This is a genomic window from Acinetobacter sp. FDAARGOS_559 (assembly GCF_003940475.1).
In the GTDB taxonomy this organism is placed as follows: Bacteria; Pseudomonadota; Gammaproteobacteria; order Pseudomonadales; family Moraxellaceae; genus Acinetobacter; species Acinetobacter baumannii.
The window spans coordinates 1,992,684-2,010,787 of sequence record NZ_RKJG01000005.1; the positions used below are offsets into that span (position 1 = coordinate 1,992,684).

Below are 18,104 nucleotides of genomic sequence, written 5' to 3' on the forward strand. Positions count from 1 at the left end.
TTTAACCACTTTTCCCGATTGTATGACGATTTTGGCATTATTGTGTTGCTTTTATTTTATAGATTTAAAAAAACGGATTTTTAAATCCGGTTTTTTATTAGCTTGGTCTTGGATTTTTTTCCTCTTGGAAACTTGTCATTTGATATTCATCAGCCAAATAACTTTTCCAATAATCGACCATATGACTATAATCTTTTTGACTCGGGTGGAAGTCCTTTTTGTAATAAGCAAAATATTCAGGAGTTAGCTGTATAAGCATTTTAGCAAGCAAATATAGCCCAAATAAGTTACCTCCGATTTTAGGCAAGCTCTTCCATTTATCTTGCCAAAATAAACGCGTTGTCCCATAAAAAGCAAGACTTGCAAACCCTGTAGTGACACTCCGCATGAGTAAACGACGAATACGGTCATCACCATATACCTGTTGATAGACATCGAATGCAACTGAACGATGCTCAATTTCTTCTATAGCATGCCAAACCCAAAGCTTTAGCGCATCTTGATCCAAAGTTTTTAGAAGTTCTGGATGCTGTAAAATATATCCCCCCAGCAAAGCCGTAAAATGTTCAAATGCACATGTCAGTGCTAGCTGCAGCTTAGGAGAAATTGTTCTTAAATACTTGTCACGCTCATTCAACCAGTTCTGAAAGCGATCCAGATTATAGTCATCACGACGCCAAGCCTCATTGAACTCTCCATGTGCTTTCGAATGCATTGCTTCTTGCCCAATAAAAGCTGCAATTTGTGCCTGCAATTGAGGGTTGGAAACTTTGTCACGTACATTACGCACGCTATTTACAAAAAACTGTTCTCCTACGGGAAATGTTGAAGAGAGTGCAGTTAAAAAATGAGACATTAAAGGCGAATTTGCAAAATAATAGCGTTTGATAGCTTGAGGATTAAACTCAAGGCGACGCACAGTAATACCCAACGCTTTTCGACGATTTAAATATGATTTTTCTGCCGTCATACCTGCGATATTCATATTCAACACCTATTGTATTGAAGAAGGAAGCTTTGAGTATCTCTTGCGACTAAGGGGCTAAACAGGGCAAAAAAGCTTATTGTATTTGCCAAAAGCATCAAACTGATTAATGGTAAAAAAATAAAGCCTGCATATCGCAGGCTTTATCAAAAACTTTAATAATGATTTTTTAGATTAAACACCAAGGTAATCTAAAATACCTTCAGCAGCTTGGCGACCTTCCCAGATTGCTGTAACTACAAGGTCTGAACCACATACCATATCACCACCAGCAAAGATTTTTGGGTTTGAAGTCTGGAATTTAAATTCCTGCTGTTCAGGTGCAACAACACGACCAGAACCATCAAGATTAATATTCACACTACCAAACCAGTCAGCAGGGCTTGGACGGAAACCGAACGCTAGCAAAACTGCATCAGCAGGTAAAACTTCTTCAGAACCCGGAATTGGCTCAGGGCTACGGCGGCCACGACTATCTGGTTCACCCATTTGTGTCGTTACCACTTTTACGCCTGTCACTTTGCCATTTTCACCAACAATCTCGATTGGTTGACGGTTAAATAAGAACTTTACGCCTTCTTCATACGCATTTTTTACTTCACGTGCAGAACCCGGCATATTACTTTCATCACGGCGGTATGCACATGTTACATCGTGGGCACCTTGACGTAATGAAGTACGGTTACAGTCCATTGCGGTATCACCACCACCAAGAACAATAACTTTCTTACCATCCATGCTAATGTATTCACTTGGGTCCTTTTCCCATCCCTGACAGCGGTTCACGTTAGAGATTAAGAAATCAAGCGCATCATAAACACCGTCAAGATCTTCACCAGGGAAACCACCTTTCATGTAGGTATAAGTTCCCATCCCCATGAATACTGCATCATATTCAGCAAGTAATTCATCAATCGTGACGTCTTTACCAATTTCAGTATTTAAGCGGAATTCAATGCCCATCCCAGTGAAAATTTCACGGCGGCGCTTCATCACATCTTTTTCCATTTTGAATTCTGGAATACCAAATGTTAGTAAGCCACCAATCTCAGGACGCTTGTCAAATACCACCGGTTTAACACCGCCACGAGCTAAAATGTCGGCACAGCCTAGGCCTGCTGGGCCCGCACCAATGATTGCAACTTTTTTACCTGTCCACTTCACATGTGACATATCTGGGCGCCAACCCAAAGCAAAAGCCGTGTCATTGATATATTTTTCAGCATTACCAATAGTTACTGCACCAAAGCCATCATTTAAGGTACAAGCACCTTCACACAAACGGTCCTGTGGACATACACGACCACATACCTCAGGTAAAGTATTTGTTTGATGGCAAAGCTCAGCAGCCTGAAAAATTTGGCCTTCAGCAATGAGTTTTAGCCAGTTTGGAATGTAGTTATGTACAGGACATTTCCATTCGCAATATGGGTTACCACAACCTAAACAACGGTGCGTCTGATTGGTTACAGTTTCCGAAGTAAAAGGTTTATAAATTTCCACAAACTCTGCTTTGCGGACAGTAATATCTTTTTTCTCTGGATCTTGACGTGGTACATCCAGAAATTGAAAGTCATTATTTAGGCGTTCTGCCATGTCTCTCTCCGTGGGTAGGCGCGGATTTCCTCGTTGCCCGCACCTGCCTATGTCTTTGCAGTCGTGGAATTATTGTGGGTCAGCTTGTGTTGTTTTCAAAAGCGTTTGCAAGTTAGCAGCTTTTGGTTTCACAAGCCAGAATTTACGGCTGTAGAAATCGAACTCATTGCGGATTTTATAAGCCCAAGCACTACCTGTTTCCTTGATGTGCTCGTCAATAATACGCAATAAGAATTCTTTATGATCTTCCATAGATTCTGTTGAAATACGGGTTAAGTCAATTAACTCGTGGTTGTAGTAATCTACAAAGTCATTATCGAGGTCAAGCACGTAAGCAAAACCGCCTGTCATACCTGCACCAAAGTTATGACCCACTTTTCCAAGCACAGTCACAACACCACCAGTCATATATTCACAGCAGTGATCACCTGCACCTTCAATAACAGCAAACGCACCAGAGTTACGAACCGCGAAACGCTCACCTGCTGTACCTGCAGCAAATAACTTACCGCCAGTTGCGCCATACAAACAAGTATTACCAATAATTGCTGTATTTTGTGTTTGGAAAGGTGAACCTTTTGGTGGGAAGATCGAAATACGACCACCAGCCATACCTTTACCTACATAGTCATTTGCATCACCTTCAAGACGGATGTGCAAACCACCAGCATTCCAAACACCAAGTGACTGACCAGCAGTACCTGTTAGGTTCATTACAACCGGATGTGCTTCCATACCCAAGTTGCCATAGCGACGAGCAATCTCACCCGATACACGTGCACCAATTGAACGGTCACAGTTCACGACATTAAAGTTGAATTGACCACCAGCGCTTGACTCAATTGCAGGAAGCATTTCTTCGACCATTCTTTCAGCCAATACGCCCTTGTCAAACGGTGCATTACCTTCTACTTCACAATACTGTGCTTTACCTTCAGCAGCAGGATGAGAAGTTAACAATGCACTTAAATCAAGATGAGCATGTTTCTCTGTTTCACCCGGTAAGACTTCAAGTAAATCTACACGGCCAATCAAATCTTTAAGTGAAGCTACACCAAGAGCCGCCAACCATTCACGCGTTTCTTCTGCAATAAAGTGGAAGAAATTAATGAGCATTTGTGGTTCGCCAATATAGTGCTCTTGACGTAAATGATCTTGTTGAGTTGCAACACCAGTCGCACAGTTGTTTAAGTGGCAAATACGTAGGTATTTACAACCTAATGCGATCATTGGTGTAGAACCAAAACCGAAACTTTCAGCACCTAAAATAGCCGCCTTAATAACATCAAGACCAGTCTTTAAACCACCGTCAGTTTGTACACGCACTTTGCCACGCAAGTCATTTACACGAAGTGCCTGATGCGCTTCACTCAAGCCAAGCTCCCATGGCGAACCTGCATGGTGAATTGATGAAAGCGGAGACGCAGCAGTACCACCGTCATAACCTGAAATGGTAATAAAGTCTGCATATGCTTTAGCAACACCTGCAGCAATTGTACCTACACCCGGCTCAGATACTAACTTCACAGATACCATGGCTTTCGGGTTAACTTGTTTCAAGTCAAAAATCAGTTGCGACAAATCTTCAATTGAGTAAATGTCATGATGCGGCGGAGGTGAAATAAGTGTCACACCCGGAACAGAGTAACGTAAACGTGCAATCAAGCCATTCACTTTACCACCTGGCAACTGACCACCTTCACCCGGTTTTGCACCTTGAGCAACTTTAATTTGCAAGACTTCAGCAGAAGTTAAGTAAGCAGGTGTTACACCAAAACGCCCAGATGCAATTTGCTTGATTTTCGAGTTACGAATTGTGCCGTAACGCGCAGGATCTTCACCACCCTCACCAGAGTTTGAACGACCACCAATGGTATTCATGGCAATTGCAATTGCTTCATGGGCTTCTGGAGAAAGTGCACCTAAAGACATCCCTGCCGAGTCGAAACGAGGCAAGATAGCTTCAACCGATTCAACTTGCTCAACCGGAATTGGATTGGTTGTTTTTAACTTAAACAGGTCACGAATAGTCGCGATCGGACGGTTATTCACTAACTCGGCATATTCTTTAAAGTCTTCGTATTTGCCAGAACGAACTGCCTTATGTAGCGAGTTAATCACGTCTGGATTAAACGCGTGGTATTCTTTACCAAATACGAATTTCAGCAAACCACCTTGATCAATTGGTTTACGGTTAGACCAAGCTGTAGCCGCTAACTTTTTCTGGTCATTTTCAAGATCAACAAATGTTGCACCTTGGATACGACTAGGAACACCTAAGAAACATTGATCTACAACTTCAGAAGATAAACCAACTGCTTCAAATAACTGACCACCACGGTAAGAAGCTACTGTCGAGATACCCATTTTTGAAAGAACTTTTAATAAGCCTTTCTCGATACCTTTACGGAAGTTTGCCTGTGCATGGATTGGATCACCTAAAAGCTCACCTTTAGCAATTAAATCATTGATTACATCATATGCAAGGTATGGGTAAATGGCAGTAGCACCAAAACCGAGTAACACCGCAAATTGATGTGGATCACGTGCAAAACCGGTTTCAACCATAATGTTTGCATCAGTACGCAAACCAGTTTTTATGAGGTGATGGTGTACCGCACCTGTCGCAAGCGCAGCATTTGCAGGCAAATAACCTTGACGAATGTTTTTATCAGTTAAAACAATTAAGGTCTTACCATCACGAACAGCTTGTGCAGATTCTTCACAAATACGAGTAATCGCAGCTTGTAAACCTTCGGTTTCAGCATAGTTCAGATCAATATCAACCGCCTCATAACCTGCACGTTCAATGCTACGAATTTGCTGCATTTTTGAATTTGATAAAACCGGGCTAGAGATGATGATACGATCAGCATGCTCAGGACCTTGTTCGAATACGTTCTGCTCACGGCCCAAACAGGTTTCAAGTGACATAACAATTGACTCACGTAATGGGTCGATTGGCGGGTTTGTCACCTGTGCAAACTGTTGACGGAAGTAATCGGTCACATGACGTACTTGACGAGACAATACAGCCATTGGTGTATCGTCACCCATAGAACCAACAGCTTCCTGGCCGCTCTCAGCGATTGGACGTAACAACTGATCGCGCTCTTCAAATGTCACCATAAACATTTTTTGAGCCGCTTTTAATGCATCGCCAGTTAAACCTTTATCAACAAGTTGTTCTTCAAGTTCCGGGTTTGCATTTAAGCGAATTGCATGGTCACGTAACCACTCACGGTACGGACGCATGTTTTTCAAGTGATTGCTAACATCTTTAGTATCAAGCACTTTACCTGTAAGGGTGTCTACAACCAAGATTTGACCAGGACCTACACGACCTTTTGATACCACATCTTCTGGCTCATAGCCCCAAACACCAATTTCAGATGCCAAGGTAATGTAATCATTTTTGGTAATAACCCAACGCGCTGGACGTAAACCATTACGGTCAAGCATACAAATCGCATGACGACCATCTTGAATAACGAGGCCTGCCGGACCATCCCAAGCTTCCATATGTTTAGAGTTGAACTCATAGAATGCACGCAAGTCTGCATCTAAAGTTTCAACGTTCTGCCAAGCTGGTGGCACGAGCATACGTAAAGCACGGAATAAATCCATACCACCGCCCACCAGAATCTCAAGCATATTATCTAAACTTGAAGAGTCCGAACCTGTACGGTTTACAATCGGGTTAAGCTCAGTCAAACCTGGTAATAATGGGTTTTCAAATTTAGGAGTACGCGCTAATGCCCAGTTACGGTTTGCTGTAATTGTGTTGATTTCACCATTATGCGCAAGATAACGGAATGGCTGAGCTAATGGCCAACGCGGTAATGTATTTGTAGAGAAACGTTGGTGGAATACCACGATATGTGATTTTAAACGCTCATCTGCCAAGTCTGTATAAAACTCGGCAATCGCCGCAGGCATCATTAAGCCTTTATAGCTAATAACTGTCGAGCAAAGCGTAGTCACGTAAAATAACGGATCATTTTGGAGTTGTTGTTCCGCACGGCGACGCGCCAAGAATAACTTACGGTTAAATTCAACCTCAGTTACGCCCATTGGACAGTTCACGATGACTTGCTCAAAAGCAGGTAAAGATTGAAGCGCGATTTCACCCAATGCATCGTTGTTTGTTGGAACGATACGCCAAGCAAGTACACGTAAACCTTCTGACTCAATTTCTTTCGTTAAAATATTTTTAGAGTGCTGTGCTAATGCTGGATCAATATTTAAAAATACCGTACCCACAGCAAAAATTTCACTCAGTGTAATATCACTCAGTTTTTTTGCTTCATCACGGAAAAATTGCTTTGGCATCGCCAATAATAAGCCGCAACCATCTCCCGTCTTGCCATCTGCGGCAATACCACCACGGTGCGTCATGCAACTTAAACTGTGAATCGCGGTTTCTACTAGATGATGACTTGATTCACCCTTCATATGGGCAATCAGTCCAAAACCACAGTTATCCTTAAACTCATCAGGCTGATATAAACCTTGAGCGGGAGCTACAGTATTAGGCGATGGCATGTGCATAGCGTACCCTTCTTTCAATAAGGCTCTTTCGAGCGTCAAACAAACAACTTCTTTTTGCGATAGTGCCTATGGACGATAGTTAGCTCAATGTTTCGCAAAAAAAAATTTTGGGCGGATAAGCCAATATACGCTGTTCCATTTTTACGTACACTGGTTTTTGCTAGAAAAATGTTTTGACTTATTTCGCACTCTTTTAAAGCAGTTCGACCCCACGACTCTGCATAGAATTCACTTCTTAGAGGCTAAAATAGTTTGCAGCACATTAATAAGCACAACAATAAAGCAAAAAGTGTGCCAAAATAGAAAAATAGGCCTAAATCTTTATATTTATTATAAATATAATTATTTTATTCACGTTATCATGTTAAAAAATGACTAAATATGCACCACATCTGGTCAAAAAATATTAATACACCATATATTTGCACTATTTTAGAGCACAACTTAAGGTGATTTAGTTCCCTCTTGTGCCCTCATTTGTAGCATTTTTGGGTTGATTCTCATTAACCCGTGTCTGTGCAGGTTTATTTGGCTGATCAATATTAGAATTCGATTGTTGTACATCAACCACATTTCCTGCCGCATCACGACGCACAATAGTAGTTTTTGTAGCCGAGTTAGTACTAGCAGGTTTTGGTTGAGTGTTTAGGGTACTACTCGCTGGAGCTGACATTAATAAAGATTCATCAATTCTAGGCAAAGCCGCTGGACGCAATCTAACTTCATATAACTGATTATTGCCACCTTTCATCTCATCTGCCCCCAAATCATTTACCAGTGGGGCATAACTTGAGAACTGCTGTGGCTGAGGTTTAACCGAATCAGGTAACTGCAAATTAATCTGTGTTAATTGCTGAACCGCATCTTCTGAACGTTTGAATGTTCCGTAAGCCAACACATACTGTTCTGCTTGTTGTTCTCCGCTTAAGCGGAAATAAATAAACTTATTACGATCAGTACGACTTTTTAAAAAGTTTTTAATGATGTCTTCATCAGAAGCTCTGAATAACTCAAGCGTCCATTGTTTTTTATTTTCATTAATAAATTTTGTGCCACGAAACTCAGGCTCATGTTCACCTGACGCCACAGTTCGCGTTGTTAAATCCAGTGGACGAACCTCGTCAGCTAAAGCACCTAAGTTAGGAGTGGTTGCAACTTTCTCTGGCTGAATTTGTACAGGTGCATCGGAATCAGCTGACTTTTCAACCTCAACCAGTTTTTTATTATCAGTTATGACCCAAAAAATAAAAGCAAGGAATAAGCAGACAATACCACCAACCAACCAGATATATTGTTGAACATTCTGCCAAAGTGTACGTGATACAGTCATGCTTTACCTTATTTGTTATCCGTGTTGATTCGCCAAAATAGCTTGTTTCATAAGTTCAACATCAAAGTCCTTAGTAATTACAGCTTGCCCAAGTTGTTTTAACAACACCAAACGTAATTGCCCATTAAGAACTTTTTTGTCATGAGCCATATATCCAAGGAAATCATCCAATGGAATTTGTGGACATGATATCGGCAAATTCGCACGTTGAATGATTTTTTTTGTACGTGCCACATCTTCATTTGAGATCCAGCCCAAACGTTGTGATAAATCTGCCGCCATAACCATTCCAGTTGCTACAGCTTCACCATGCAACCAAGTTCCATAACCTAGATACGACTCAATCGCATGACCAAAAGTATGACCTAAGTTAAGTAAAGCACGTTCACCTTGCTCTTTCTCATCGTTGGCAACAATGCGGGCTTTGTGAGCACATGAACGATAAACAGCCTCTGCTAAAAGGTCAGCATCTCTTGCAACTAGGCCATCCATATTTTCTTCAAGCCAAACCAGGAAATCTTCATCACCCAAAAGTGCATATTTAATTACTTCGGCTAAACCGGCCGAAAGCTCACGTTCTGGCAATGTATTCAATTGTGCCATGTCAGCTAAAACAACTTGTGGTTGCTGAAAAGCACCTAACATATTCTTGCCAAGCGGATGATTAATACCTGTTTTTCCACCAACACTTGAGTCTACTTGTGAAAGCAGGGTTGTAGGAACCTGTACAAAGTAAACGCCACGTTGGAAACAAGCAGAAGCAAAACCAGCCATATCACCAATGACACCACCACCTAAAGCTAAAACCGTACAATCGCGGTTAAAACCAGCTTCAAGCAATGCATCAAAAATTAAGTTTAAATGCTGAATATCTTTATACTTTTCGCCATCAGGTAAAATACAGGTCGCAACCGTTTTACCTAGACTTTCCAAAGCTTCCTGATAGTGGCTTAAATATAAAGGCGCAACCGTAACATTACTCACAATCATGACCTGTTGACCATGAATATAAGGCTCTAGTAATTGTTTCGGGTCAAGTTGGCTACCAATGAAAATAGGATAACGGCGTTCGCCTAATTCAACATGTAAAGTTTGCATGAATTTATAAAACCACTAGTCAGTTCGTCTATTTTAACTTGTTCGATAGAATAAGTTGCAAAATCTTTTGGGCAAGATCACGTGCAGCACCTTGATTCGTTTCAATCGTATAGTGTGCCACTTCACGATACAGAGGATCTCTGATCTTTAATAAATCCCGCAATTTTTGTTCAGGATTTTCAACTTGTAATAAAGGTCTATTTTTATCGCGATAGGTTCTTTGTAGTTGTAATTCGACAGGAGTATATAGATAAACAACGATTCCACGTTGCTTTAAAAACTCCCGATTAGGCGCCTGAGTAATAGCACCGCCACCTGTGGCAAGCACTAATGCCTTACGTGAAGTAAGCTCATTTAAAACGACAGTTTCACGCGTACGGAAGCCGACTTCTCCTTCTTTTTCAAAAATCCAGGGAATAGTAGCCCCTGTCTTGCGCTCAATTTCATGATCACTATCTAAAAATTCACGCCCTAATAGTTCTGCTAAATGACGTCCAACGGTTGTTTTTCCTGCCCCCATGGGCCCTACCAAATAAATATTTGGTAGGGTTTCAAACGCTTTGCTTGGCAAGGCGCCACCTATTTCAATTGCTTTCATTAAAAAATATATTAATGATTTCTCGCTAAAGTGTCATTAACAATTCGTGGTGTAACGAAAATCAGCAACTCTTGTTTATCATCAGACTTTACATCTTTTCTAAATAAACGCCCAACAACAGGAATATCACCAAAGAAAGGAACTTTGGTTTGTGAATTCATAGTTGTTTGCTCAAAAACACCACCCAAAATGACAGTTTCGCCATTATCTACCAATACATTGGTGTTGATATTATTTTTATTTAAAATCAACTCTCCATTTGGAGCCGCACCCGCTACAGAATCCTTAGAAATATCCAATTTCATTTGAATCTTGCCATCAGGTGTAATACTTGGTGTCACATTTAAACTCAGCAAAGCATCTTTAAAAGATGTTGTAGCAGTTGAACCTGCTGCAGAGTTAGTTGTAGATTGATATGGAACTTGTTGACCAGTTGCAACTTTTGCTGTTTGTTTATCGGCAGTCATGACTTTAGGGGTAGAAATAACCTCACCATAACCATCCGCCTGTAAAGCAGACAATTCAAGATCTAGCATAAAGTCAGACATACTAATCAAGCCAAAAGCAATACTTCCTGCAGGATTAGAAACTCCTAAATCCACATTTAAGTTATCTGGGCGCTCAATCGTATATTTATACCCACCTGTAGTTTCATCTTTTTTAGGTTCGCGTAAATTCCATAAAGTTGTTTCACTACCGCCAACCAGCAAATTGTTGTTATTGGTAATACCTTGCGACAGAATGCCCCACTTCACACCAAGTTCTTTGGTAAAGGATGTAGAGGCTCTCACAATACGTGCTTCAACCATAACCTGTTTAACTTGCACATCAAGTAGGTCAATCATTTTCCGAATTTGATCAATTGACTGAGCAGTATCATTAATAATAAGAGTATTGGTTCGGTCATCTTGAGTAATAGTGCCACGCGGGCTAAGCAAACTACCCACATTATTGCCTAGACTATCAACTCCAGTATTTAAATTGGTTGAAGTTGAAGTCCCTCCACCAGAAGTATGCTGTAAGCCATTACTATTATTTGAGCCTTGTGTAATGAGACCCATAATATCGCCAGCTTTAGCATACTTCAGTTGAATATACTCAGTCTGTAAGGGTGCAAGTTTGACACTTTGTGCAACAGCTTTCGCTTCTTCTTCTTCCGCCTTAATCAATTCTGCAACTGGAGCAATCCAAATCACATTGCCGTTACGGCGTTTATCAAGATTTTTAGTTTTTAAAATAATATCAAGCGCCTGATCCCAAGGTACATCTTTTAAACGTAGTGTGATATTACCTTGTACACTATCGGCAGCTACCATATTGATACCTGTAAAATCAGCAAGTAATTGCAACACACGACGTACTTCAATATCTTGGAAGTCTAATGAAAGTTTATTTCCTGAATAATTCGGCGTTTTATATAAAGAGGTAACATTTTTATCTTGGGGACGTTTCAAACTGATCGTGAGCTTATTCTCTGCCTGATAGGCCATATATTCATAGCTACCAGAAGACTGGATAGTTATTACACCAACCCCTTTATCATTATAAGCATCAATACTTGAAACCGGGGTTGCAAAATCATTTACATTTAAGCGACGTGCTAAATGTGTCGGGATTTTTGTACCTATTGTTCTTATAACGACTTTACTGCCCTGCTGCTGAACATCTACAGGCGTATTACTTCCTAAAAGATCTACAACAACCAGGCCTTCTCCCTGACTACCACGCTGAAAGCCAATATTTGAAACTCCCTGTGGTTGTGCTGAGACCACAGGTAGCGGCTTATTACTTGTTTGAGCAGAATTAATTTTTAAAATGAAAGTATTGCCTTCGACTCGTGTTGTAAATGCTCCAGCATCTTTTAGGTTTACAGTTAAACGTGAACGCTGGTCATCTGAAGTAACATCTACAGAACTTGCCTCATTAGTTGCAACACTAATTTTAGACTGTTTTAAACCTTGCTGTGCCTTATCAAAATCAAGGATTAAACGTGAAGGATTTTCAAGTTGGTAAGCTTGTGGTTGTGGTGGCAAGCCATTAAACATGACTCTAATTTCTGTGCCCTGACCTGCAATTTGCATTGGTACAATGTTGGTCATGCTGACCTGTGCAGATGCAGCCTGCATAATCGCAATAGCTACAGCCCCCATAGAAAACTGACGGAATACGTGATTCATTGTCTGACCATCCCCAATTAAATAATCTTTAAAAATATTTTTTCGTTGTTATTCCCTAAATTTTAGGGTGCAGGCCCAATCAAAACCAAGGTTCTTGGTCTTTCGACATAGCCTTCTCGACCATCTGGTACGATTTCAACCAGATCAATCTGGGTTGGACTAATATGGGTAATACGGCCCTGATTCATGCCCATATAGTTACCCACTTGTACCCGTTCAATCTGCTGATCCGGTGTCTGGATCAGGGCCAATATCTGCCCTCGATTATTACGCATGCTCCCTTTCATATTTAAAGCTTCAAGTGCATAACTTTCGAGTGGTTGCGGCGCACGTGAGAAATTCGGATAAACCCGTTTCCCCGCCATAATCTTGAGCTCGGCAGCTAGAGAACTTGGCATAAATGGGCTTTTTAATTGATGAGCAGCGTAATTAAATTGTGGTACAGGAGTAAAAATCGGTGCTGGTTCAATAGGGAGTGGCGGCTGATTACGAATATTGGCCATTTCCTGATTTACTGCATCAATTCTTGAATCACAACCGACAAGCACAGCACACGCCAAAACATAAAGAGTAATTTGCTTAATTTTCATCATAACTCTCCTATTTCGGCTGAACAGTAGTGTTCGTTGAAGCAGATGCTGCTGGAGCTTTGCCTGTTTGCTCCGATGTATCTGTTGCCCCTACGTATCGGTATGTTTTTGCTTTAATGGAATAGTTCAGCACAGGAATATCAGACTTGTTATCTTTAGCTGGCGATACATCAACAGTAAAATCGTGCATGGTTACAATACGAGGCAAAGCAGCGATACTACTTACAAAAGCTCCAAATGCGTGATAGTCCCCGGTCGCTTCTATGGCAATTGGTTGCTCAATAAAAATTTCCTGCTTTACTTCATCTTCCAAGCGAATATTTTTAAATTTCAATCCAGAGTTCACTCCTGTTAAGTTGATATCTTCAACTAAACTCGGAATCTCAGTTTCTTTTGGTAACTGCTCTAGTTGCTGGTTGAAATTTGCCTGCATCTCTTGAAGCTGTACCTGATACTGTTGCAGGTTACGTAATTTCGAGTCTTTTTCACGAAATTCGTTTAATAAATTGCTTTCCTGAGCTTGAGCATTATCAATAGCTTGTAATTTCGGTTGAATAACAATGAAATACCCCAAAGCTAACACAGCAAAGAAAATAAAAATCCAACACGTAATTTTTACAGATATTGGCCAACTACCGTAGTTGTTCATATCCAGCGTATTAAATTGCTGAAGGAATTTATCGAGATTAAATTTCTTTTTCTTTGCAGATAATTGTTCTAATGACAATTCTTGAAGTTCGTCTTGACTCATTTAGCAGCCCCCACACTTTCACCTGTAGATGGCTTAGCAGAATCATCCGTTGTGGTCACGCCCATTTCCCCCAAATCGACAGTCACAACAAAACTACCATAGTGGTCTTCCACCCTAGGAAGAAGAGAACTTGCAGCCTTATCTTTTTTCTCTTCATTAGCCAAGAAAGAGTTCATAAAAGCATTACGATACCAAGGAGATGCTTCAAGATTACGGAGTAGTTCGGCTACTGTATTTGGACTTTCAGCTTTACCTTCAATCGTAAACTTATCTCCGGTTCGGCTAAATTTCGTTAAATACATAGCTGATGGTGTGACTCGAACTAACTCATCAACAAGTCTTACCACTACTGGACGTTGACTCTGCAAACCTTGAATCAACTTCATGCGTTCAATAATGGCATCACGCTGTTCCTGTAAGCCGTTTAATGTTTTTAATTGCTGATCAAGGTTCTGATTTGTGCTCATAATGAGCTGATTCGCTTGCTCTTGATCATCTAATTTATGGTCAAAATAAAACCATCCCCCAAATACGGTTGTAATCCCCAAAACAACCACCCCAAAACATAACGTTATAAATTGTTTTTTTCGTTGCTCCCTCAGCTCTTCGCGCCAAGGCAGTAAATTAATTGTTGCCATTAATCAAAACTCCTTAAAGCCAAGCCACATGCCACCATTAAAGATGAAGCATCATTTTCAATTTTTTGAACGTCGACTTGAGGAGAAAAGCCCATTTGTAAAAACGGGTTGGCAATCGTGACACGGTAACCTAATTTTTGCTGCAAAAGCTTGGCAAGGCCTGGAATATTCGCATTTCCACCAGCGAGCAAAATATGATCTATTTCGTTAAATTGGGATGAAGAAAAGAAAAATTGTAATGAGCGGGCCGCCTGCTGAACTACCGCATCTAGAAATGGGTCTAGCACTTCAATTTCATAATCATCGGGTAAAGAGCGATCTTTTTTCGCTCGGCTTGCTTCTTCTAAAGACAAACCATAACGACTTTGAATTTCAAGCGTAAGTTGTTTTCCGCCAAAAACCTGCTCTCGTGTATAAATAATCTTGCCATTTTGCATGACAGATAATGTCGTCATGGTATGACCGATATCTAAAATCCCTATGGTATTTGCACCCATCGGTAAGCTATCAGCAAACACGCTAAAAGCGCGTTCAACCGCGTAACTTTCGACATCAGCCAATTTAGGATTTAAATCTGCCAATTCAAGCACTTCAACGCGGGTTTCAACGTTTTCTGTTCTTGTGGCGACCAAGAGCACATTTACACGATTTGGATTCGCAAGACGATCGGGCAAAACCTCAAAATCAAGGCTCACCTCATCTAAAGGGAACGGTATATACTGCTCCGCATCTACACGAATCTGAACTTCGCGTTCGTCATCGCTCATATCTGCATCCATTTCGATAGTTTTATGAATAACCGTCGATGTCGGAACAGCAATTGCAGCATGAGTGGTTTGGGGATTTGCTAAATTCATCGCCCGTTCCAAAGCCTCTGCAACTGCTTCTGGATTTAAGATATTTTTTTCAACTACACTGTTTTCGGGTAAAGGCATCAAAGCATAGCTTTCTACCCAATATTTACCGTTCTTGACAGAGAGCTCTAACAACTTAACAGAAGTCGAACTAATATCGACACCCATTAACCCCTTATTAGGTTTACGATATAACCTGAGCACACTATTGTCCTATTATTTTTTTATCCCCAAAAAAAAAATTACAAACCAATAATCTCGGTCTTTATTTTTACACGGATACAATATCTCATCTAACAATCCGCATGTCTAAAGGCTATACTGACCACAATTAGTTTGTATTCGATCTTATTAAAGCTTACTTATCATGAAAAAGCTATCCAGTTTGGGCTTCGTGCGTCCAATTTTTTTGATCATTATTATTATCTTAGTCTCACTTCCGATGGGATTCTATGGCATGTATCTCTATATTGCCCCAACGCTTCCGGAAATGAGTTCACTAAAAAAAGCACCGCTTTTAAAACCATTGCAAGTCTATACAGCCGACAATCAACTCATTGCTGAATACGGTGGTAAACTTTCTATTCCGGTTGAATACAAACAAATTCCTCCTAATTTTATTCATGCATTCCTAGCAGCAGAAGATTCTTCTTTCTTTGAACATAGCGGCATTAGTTTTAAAGGTTTAGGTCGTGCTTTGAGTGAAAGTGTGACTGGTTCTGATGTACAAACTGGTGGTTCAACCATCACGATGCAGGTCGCAAAGAACTATTATTTAAGTCCAGAAAGAACATTAAAACGCAAACTAACAGAAATCTTTTTGGCTCGAAAAATTGAGCAAAACTTATCTAAAGAAGACATCTTAAGCCTCTATGTGAATAAGATTTTCTTAGGTAAAAACGCTTACGGTATCGCAGCGGCAGCAAAGATTTACTACAACAAAAGCATTAATGAGCTCAGCATTGCCCAAATGGCCATGATTGCCGGCTTGCCTAAAGCACCCTCTAAATATAATCCCGTTGTTAACCCTGAGCGTGCACTTGAACGTCGCAACTGGATCTTAGGCCGAATGCTTCAACTTGGTTATATTTCTCAAGCGGAATATCAAAAGGCCGTTGCAGAGCCAATCAATTTGAATATGCCCAACCGTGACTTAAATAATATTCACCCCTACGCAGGTGAAATGGTCCGCTCAGAGCTTGTAAAACATTTTGGTGAACAAGCAATTGATTCTGGTTATAAAGTCTACACAACAATTAATGCGAAACGCCAAGCGATTGCGGAAAAAGCTGTGCAGGACGGTCTTGAAGCTTATGACCGTCGTCATGGCTGGCGTGGTGCAGAAGCACATGATAAGCCATTAAGCGAATTTAGAGCATATGCCAACACTTATCCAGCGCAAGTCACCAAGGTAAATAGCAGCTCTTTTGAAGCATTAATGCAAGATGGCTCAACAGTAACCGTGCAATGGTCCGGCATGTCATGGGCCCGTCCCTATCGCAATGCAAATAGCGTAGGTGCAGCGCCTTCTCGTGCATCTCAAATTGTTAAAGTTAAAGATATTGTTCGTTTACGCCCAAATGAAGCTAAAACTGCGTGGTCACTAGTTCAAGTACCAAAAGTTCAAGGTCAGCTCATTGCAATTAACCCAAACGATGGCTCAATTGAAGCAATTGTAGGTGGTTATAATTTCTATCAATCAAAATTTAACCGTGCTTTACAAGGCTGGCGTCAGCCAGGTTCTACCATCAAACCATTCCTCTATGCTTTAGCATTAGAACGTGGCATGACACCTTATAGTATGGTGAATGATAGCCCTATTACGATTGGCAAGTGGACACCGAAGAACTCTGATGGTCGCTACCTAGGCATGATCCCGTTACGCCGTGCTTTGTATTTGTCTCGTAATACGGTTTCAGTAAGACTCTTACAAACTGTAGGAATTGAACGTACTCGCCAATTATTCATGGATTTTGGTTTACAAGAGGATCAAATTCCACGTAACTACACCATTGCTTTAGGTACGCCTCAAGTATTACCAATTCAAATGGCAACTGGTTATGCAACATTCGCAAACGGTGGTTACCGTGTTCAACCGCATTTTATTCAGCGTATTGAAGATGCATACGGTAAAGTCATTTACGAAGCCAAACCAGAATATGCATGTATTCCATGTATTAACGCTCCTGAGACAACTGACGATGCACAGGTAACTACTCCAGACGATCAAGTTGTTGAAGTTACAAATAAAGAGCTAGAGCAGAAAGAAAAGACAACCAAACAACTTAATCTTAAACAGACGGACAAAAATAACAGTCAATATCGTCAAGCTCAGCGCATTTTAAAATCAAGCTCTGCTTATGACATGGCAAATATCTTACGTGACGTAATTGAGCATGGTACAGGTCGTGCTGCACTCAAGATTGGCCGTAGTGATTTAGGAGGTAAAACAGGTACGACTAACGATGCAAAAGATGCATGGTTTGCAGGTTTTAATGGCAAGTTAGTAACTGTAACATGGGTTGGTTTTGACCAGCCGACTACACTTGGTCGCCGTGAGTATGGTGGTATTGCTGCATTACCAATCTGGATTAACTTTATGGGTCAAGCATTGCAAGGTACACCAGCTGCTTGGGTTCGTTTAGAAAAAGATGCTCAGGCACCTATTTCTCGCGATAAGCAAGAAGTCACAACTGAAGTAGGCGATAAGAAAACATATCGTGCTGCCCCTCCATTAGCACGTCCACTCTATCGTCCTGCACCACCGCAACCTAAAACCACCAATAATGACTTCGATGACTTACCTGGTGAGGAAATTGTGATTCCTTCCAAGACAACACCTCCAGCGATGAAACCTTCGCAAGGGGCAGCGCCGAAGCGTGAAAAAGATGAATTAGAAAACTTGATTAATCAAATTGAGTAAAAATAAAAAAGCC

General features: G+C 40.9%; 12 protein-coding genes. 1 reads left to right on the top strand and 11 read right to left on the bottom strand.

Annotated features, from left to right (window positions below):
* Positions 1 to 97: 97 nt before the first annotated feature.
* The 11 genes from EGS71_RS11080 to EGS71_RS11130 form a co-directional block, all read right to left on the bottom strand.
* Positions 98 to 985, bottom strand: a complete 888-nt coding sequence (locus EGS71_RS11080) for a metal-dependent hydrolase (RefSeq protein WP_001017328.1) — start codon at positions 983 to 985, stop codon at positions 98 to 100.
* A gap of 174 nt (positions 986 to 1,159) precedes the next feature.
* On the bottom strand, positions 1,160 to 2,581 hold the full coding sequence (locus EGS71_RS11085; protein ID WP_002010587.1) for an FAD-dependent oxidoreductase: 1,422 nt from the start codon (positions 2,579 to 2,581) through the stop codon (positions 1,160 to 1,162).
* A gap of 69 nt (positions 2,582 to 2,650) precedes the next feature.
* Positions 2,651 to 7,126: a glutamate synthase large subunit gene (gene gltB / locus EGS71_RS11090; protein WP_001139945.1), complete on the bottom strand. Its 4,476-nt coding sequence runs from the start codon at positions 7,124 to 7,126 to the stop codon at positions 2,651 to 2,653.
* A gap of 460 nt (positions 7,127 to 7,586) precedes the next feature.
* On the bottom strand, positions 7,587 to 8,462 hold the full coding sequence (locus EGS71_RS11095) for a hypothetical protein (RefSeq protein WP_000218804.1): 876 nt from the start codon (positions 8,460 to 8,462) through the stop codon (positions 7,587 to 7,589).
* A gap of 15 nt (positions 8,463 to 8,477) precedes the next feature.
* Positions 8,478 to 9,560, bottom strand: a complete 1,083-nt coding sequence (gene aroB / locus EGS71_RS11100; RefSeq protein ID WP_001193997.1) for a 3-dehydroquinate synthase — start codon at positions 9,558 to 9,560, stop codon at positions 8,478 to 8,480.
* A gap of 28 nt (positions 9,561 to 9,588) precedes the next feature.
* A complete protein-coding gene (gene aroK / locus EGS71_RS11105) occupies positions 9,589 to 10,158 on the bottom strand; it encodes a shikimate kinase AroK (protein WP_000643712.1) in 570 nt (189 codons plus the stop codon).
* Between the two features lie 11 nt (positions 10,159 to 10,169).
* A complete protein-coding gene (gene pilQ, locus EGS71_RS11110) occupies positions 10,170 to 12,335 on the bottom strand; it encodes a type IV pilus secretin PilQ family protein (RefSeq protein WP_001017033.1) in 2,166 nt (721 codons plus the stop codon).
* Between the two features lie 62 nt (positions 12,336 to 12,397).
* Entirely contained in the window at positions 12,398 to 12,925 is a 528-nt protein-coding gene (locus tag EGS71_RS11115) for a pilus assembly protein PilP (protein ID WP_000695065.1), read from the bottom strand.
* Positions 12,926 to 12,935: 10 nt separating this feature from the next.
* Positions 12,936 to 13,676: a type 4a pilus biogenesis protein PilO gene (locus EGS71_RS11120; RefSeq protein WP_000076101.1), complete on the bottom strand. Its 741-nt coding sequence runs from the start codon at positions 13,674 to 13,676 to the stop codon at positions 12,936 to 12,938.
* Entirely contained in the window at positions 13,673 to 14,314 is a 642-nt protein-coding gene (locus EGS71_RS11125; protein ID WP_000201227.1) for a PilN domain-containing protein, read from the bottom strand. Before EGS71_RS11125 ends, EGS71_RS11120 begins: the two co-directional genes overlap by 4 nt.
* The gene (locus tag EGS71_RS11130) at positions 14,314 to 15,372 is read right to left on the bottom strand and encodes a pilus assembly protein PilM (protein WP_002014066.1); all 1,059 of its coding nucleotides are present in this window, start codon (positions 15,370 to 15,372) and stop codon (positions 14,314 to 14,316) included. Before EGS71_RS11130 ends, EGS71_RS11125 begins: the two co-directional genes overlap by 1 nt.
* A gap of 163 nt (positions 15,373 to 15,535) precedes the next feature.
* On the opposite strand from EGS71_RS11130, the gene ponA reads away from it, so the two are divergent.
* A complete protein-coding gene (gene ponA / locus EGS71_RS11135; RefSeq protein WP_000736677.1) occupies positions 15,536 to 18,091 on the top strand; it encodes a penicillin-binding protein PBP1a in 2,556 nt (851 codons plus the stop codon).
* Positions 18,092 to 18,104 lie beyond the last annotated feature (13 nt).

Coding starts and splice junctions, on each gene's coding strand:
- gltB (WP_001139945.1), bottom strand. CDS start 7,126: ATGCCATCGCCTAATACTGTAGCTCCCGCTCAAGGTTTATATCAGCCT.
- EGS71_RS11125 (WP_000201227.1), bottom strand. CDS start 14,314: ATGGCAACAATTAATTTACTGCCTTGGCGCGAAGAGCTGAGGGAGCAA.
- EGS71_RS11120 (WP_000076101.1), bottom strand. CDS start 13,676: ATGAGTCAAGACGAACTTCAAGAATTGTCATTAGAACAATTATCTGCA.
- aroK (WP_000643712.1), bottom strand. CDS start 10,158: ATGAAAGCAATTGAAATAGGTGGCGCCTTGCCAAGCAAAGCGTTTGAA.
- EGS71_RS11080 (WP_001017328.1), bottom strand. CDS start 985: ATGAATATCGCAGGTATGACGGCAGAAAAATCATATTTAAATCGTCGA.
- aroB (WP_001193997.1), bottom strand. CDS start 9,560: ATGCAAACTTTACATGTTGAATTAGGCGAACGCCGTTATCCTATTTTC.
- EGS71_RS11085 (WP_002010587.1), bottom strand. CDS start 2,581: ATGGCAGAACGCCTAAATAATGACTTTCAATTTCTGGATGTACCACGT.
- ponA (WP_000736677.1), top strand. CDS start 15,536: ATGAAAAAGCTATCCAGTTTGGGCTTCGTGCGTCCAATTTTTTTGATC.
- EGS71_RS11095 (WP_000218804.1), bottom strand. CDS start 8,462: ATGACTGTATCACGTACACTTTGGCAGAATGTTCAACAATATATCTGG.
- EGS71_RS11115 (WP_000695065.1), bottom strand. CDS start 12,925: ATGAAAATTAAGCAAATTACTCTTTATGTTTTGGCGTGTGCTGTGCTT.
- pilQ (WP_001017033.1), bottom strand. CDS start 12,335: ATGAATCACGTATTCCGTCAGTTTTCTATGGGGGCTGTAGCTATTGCG.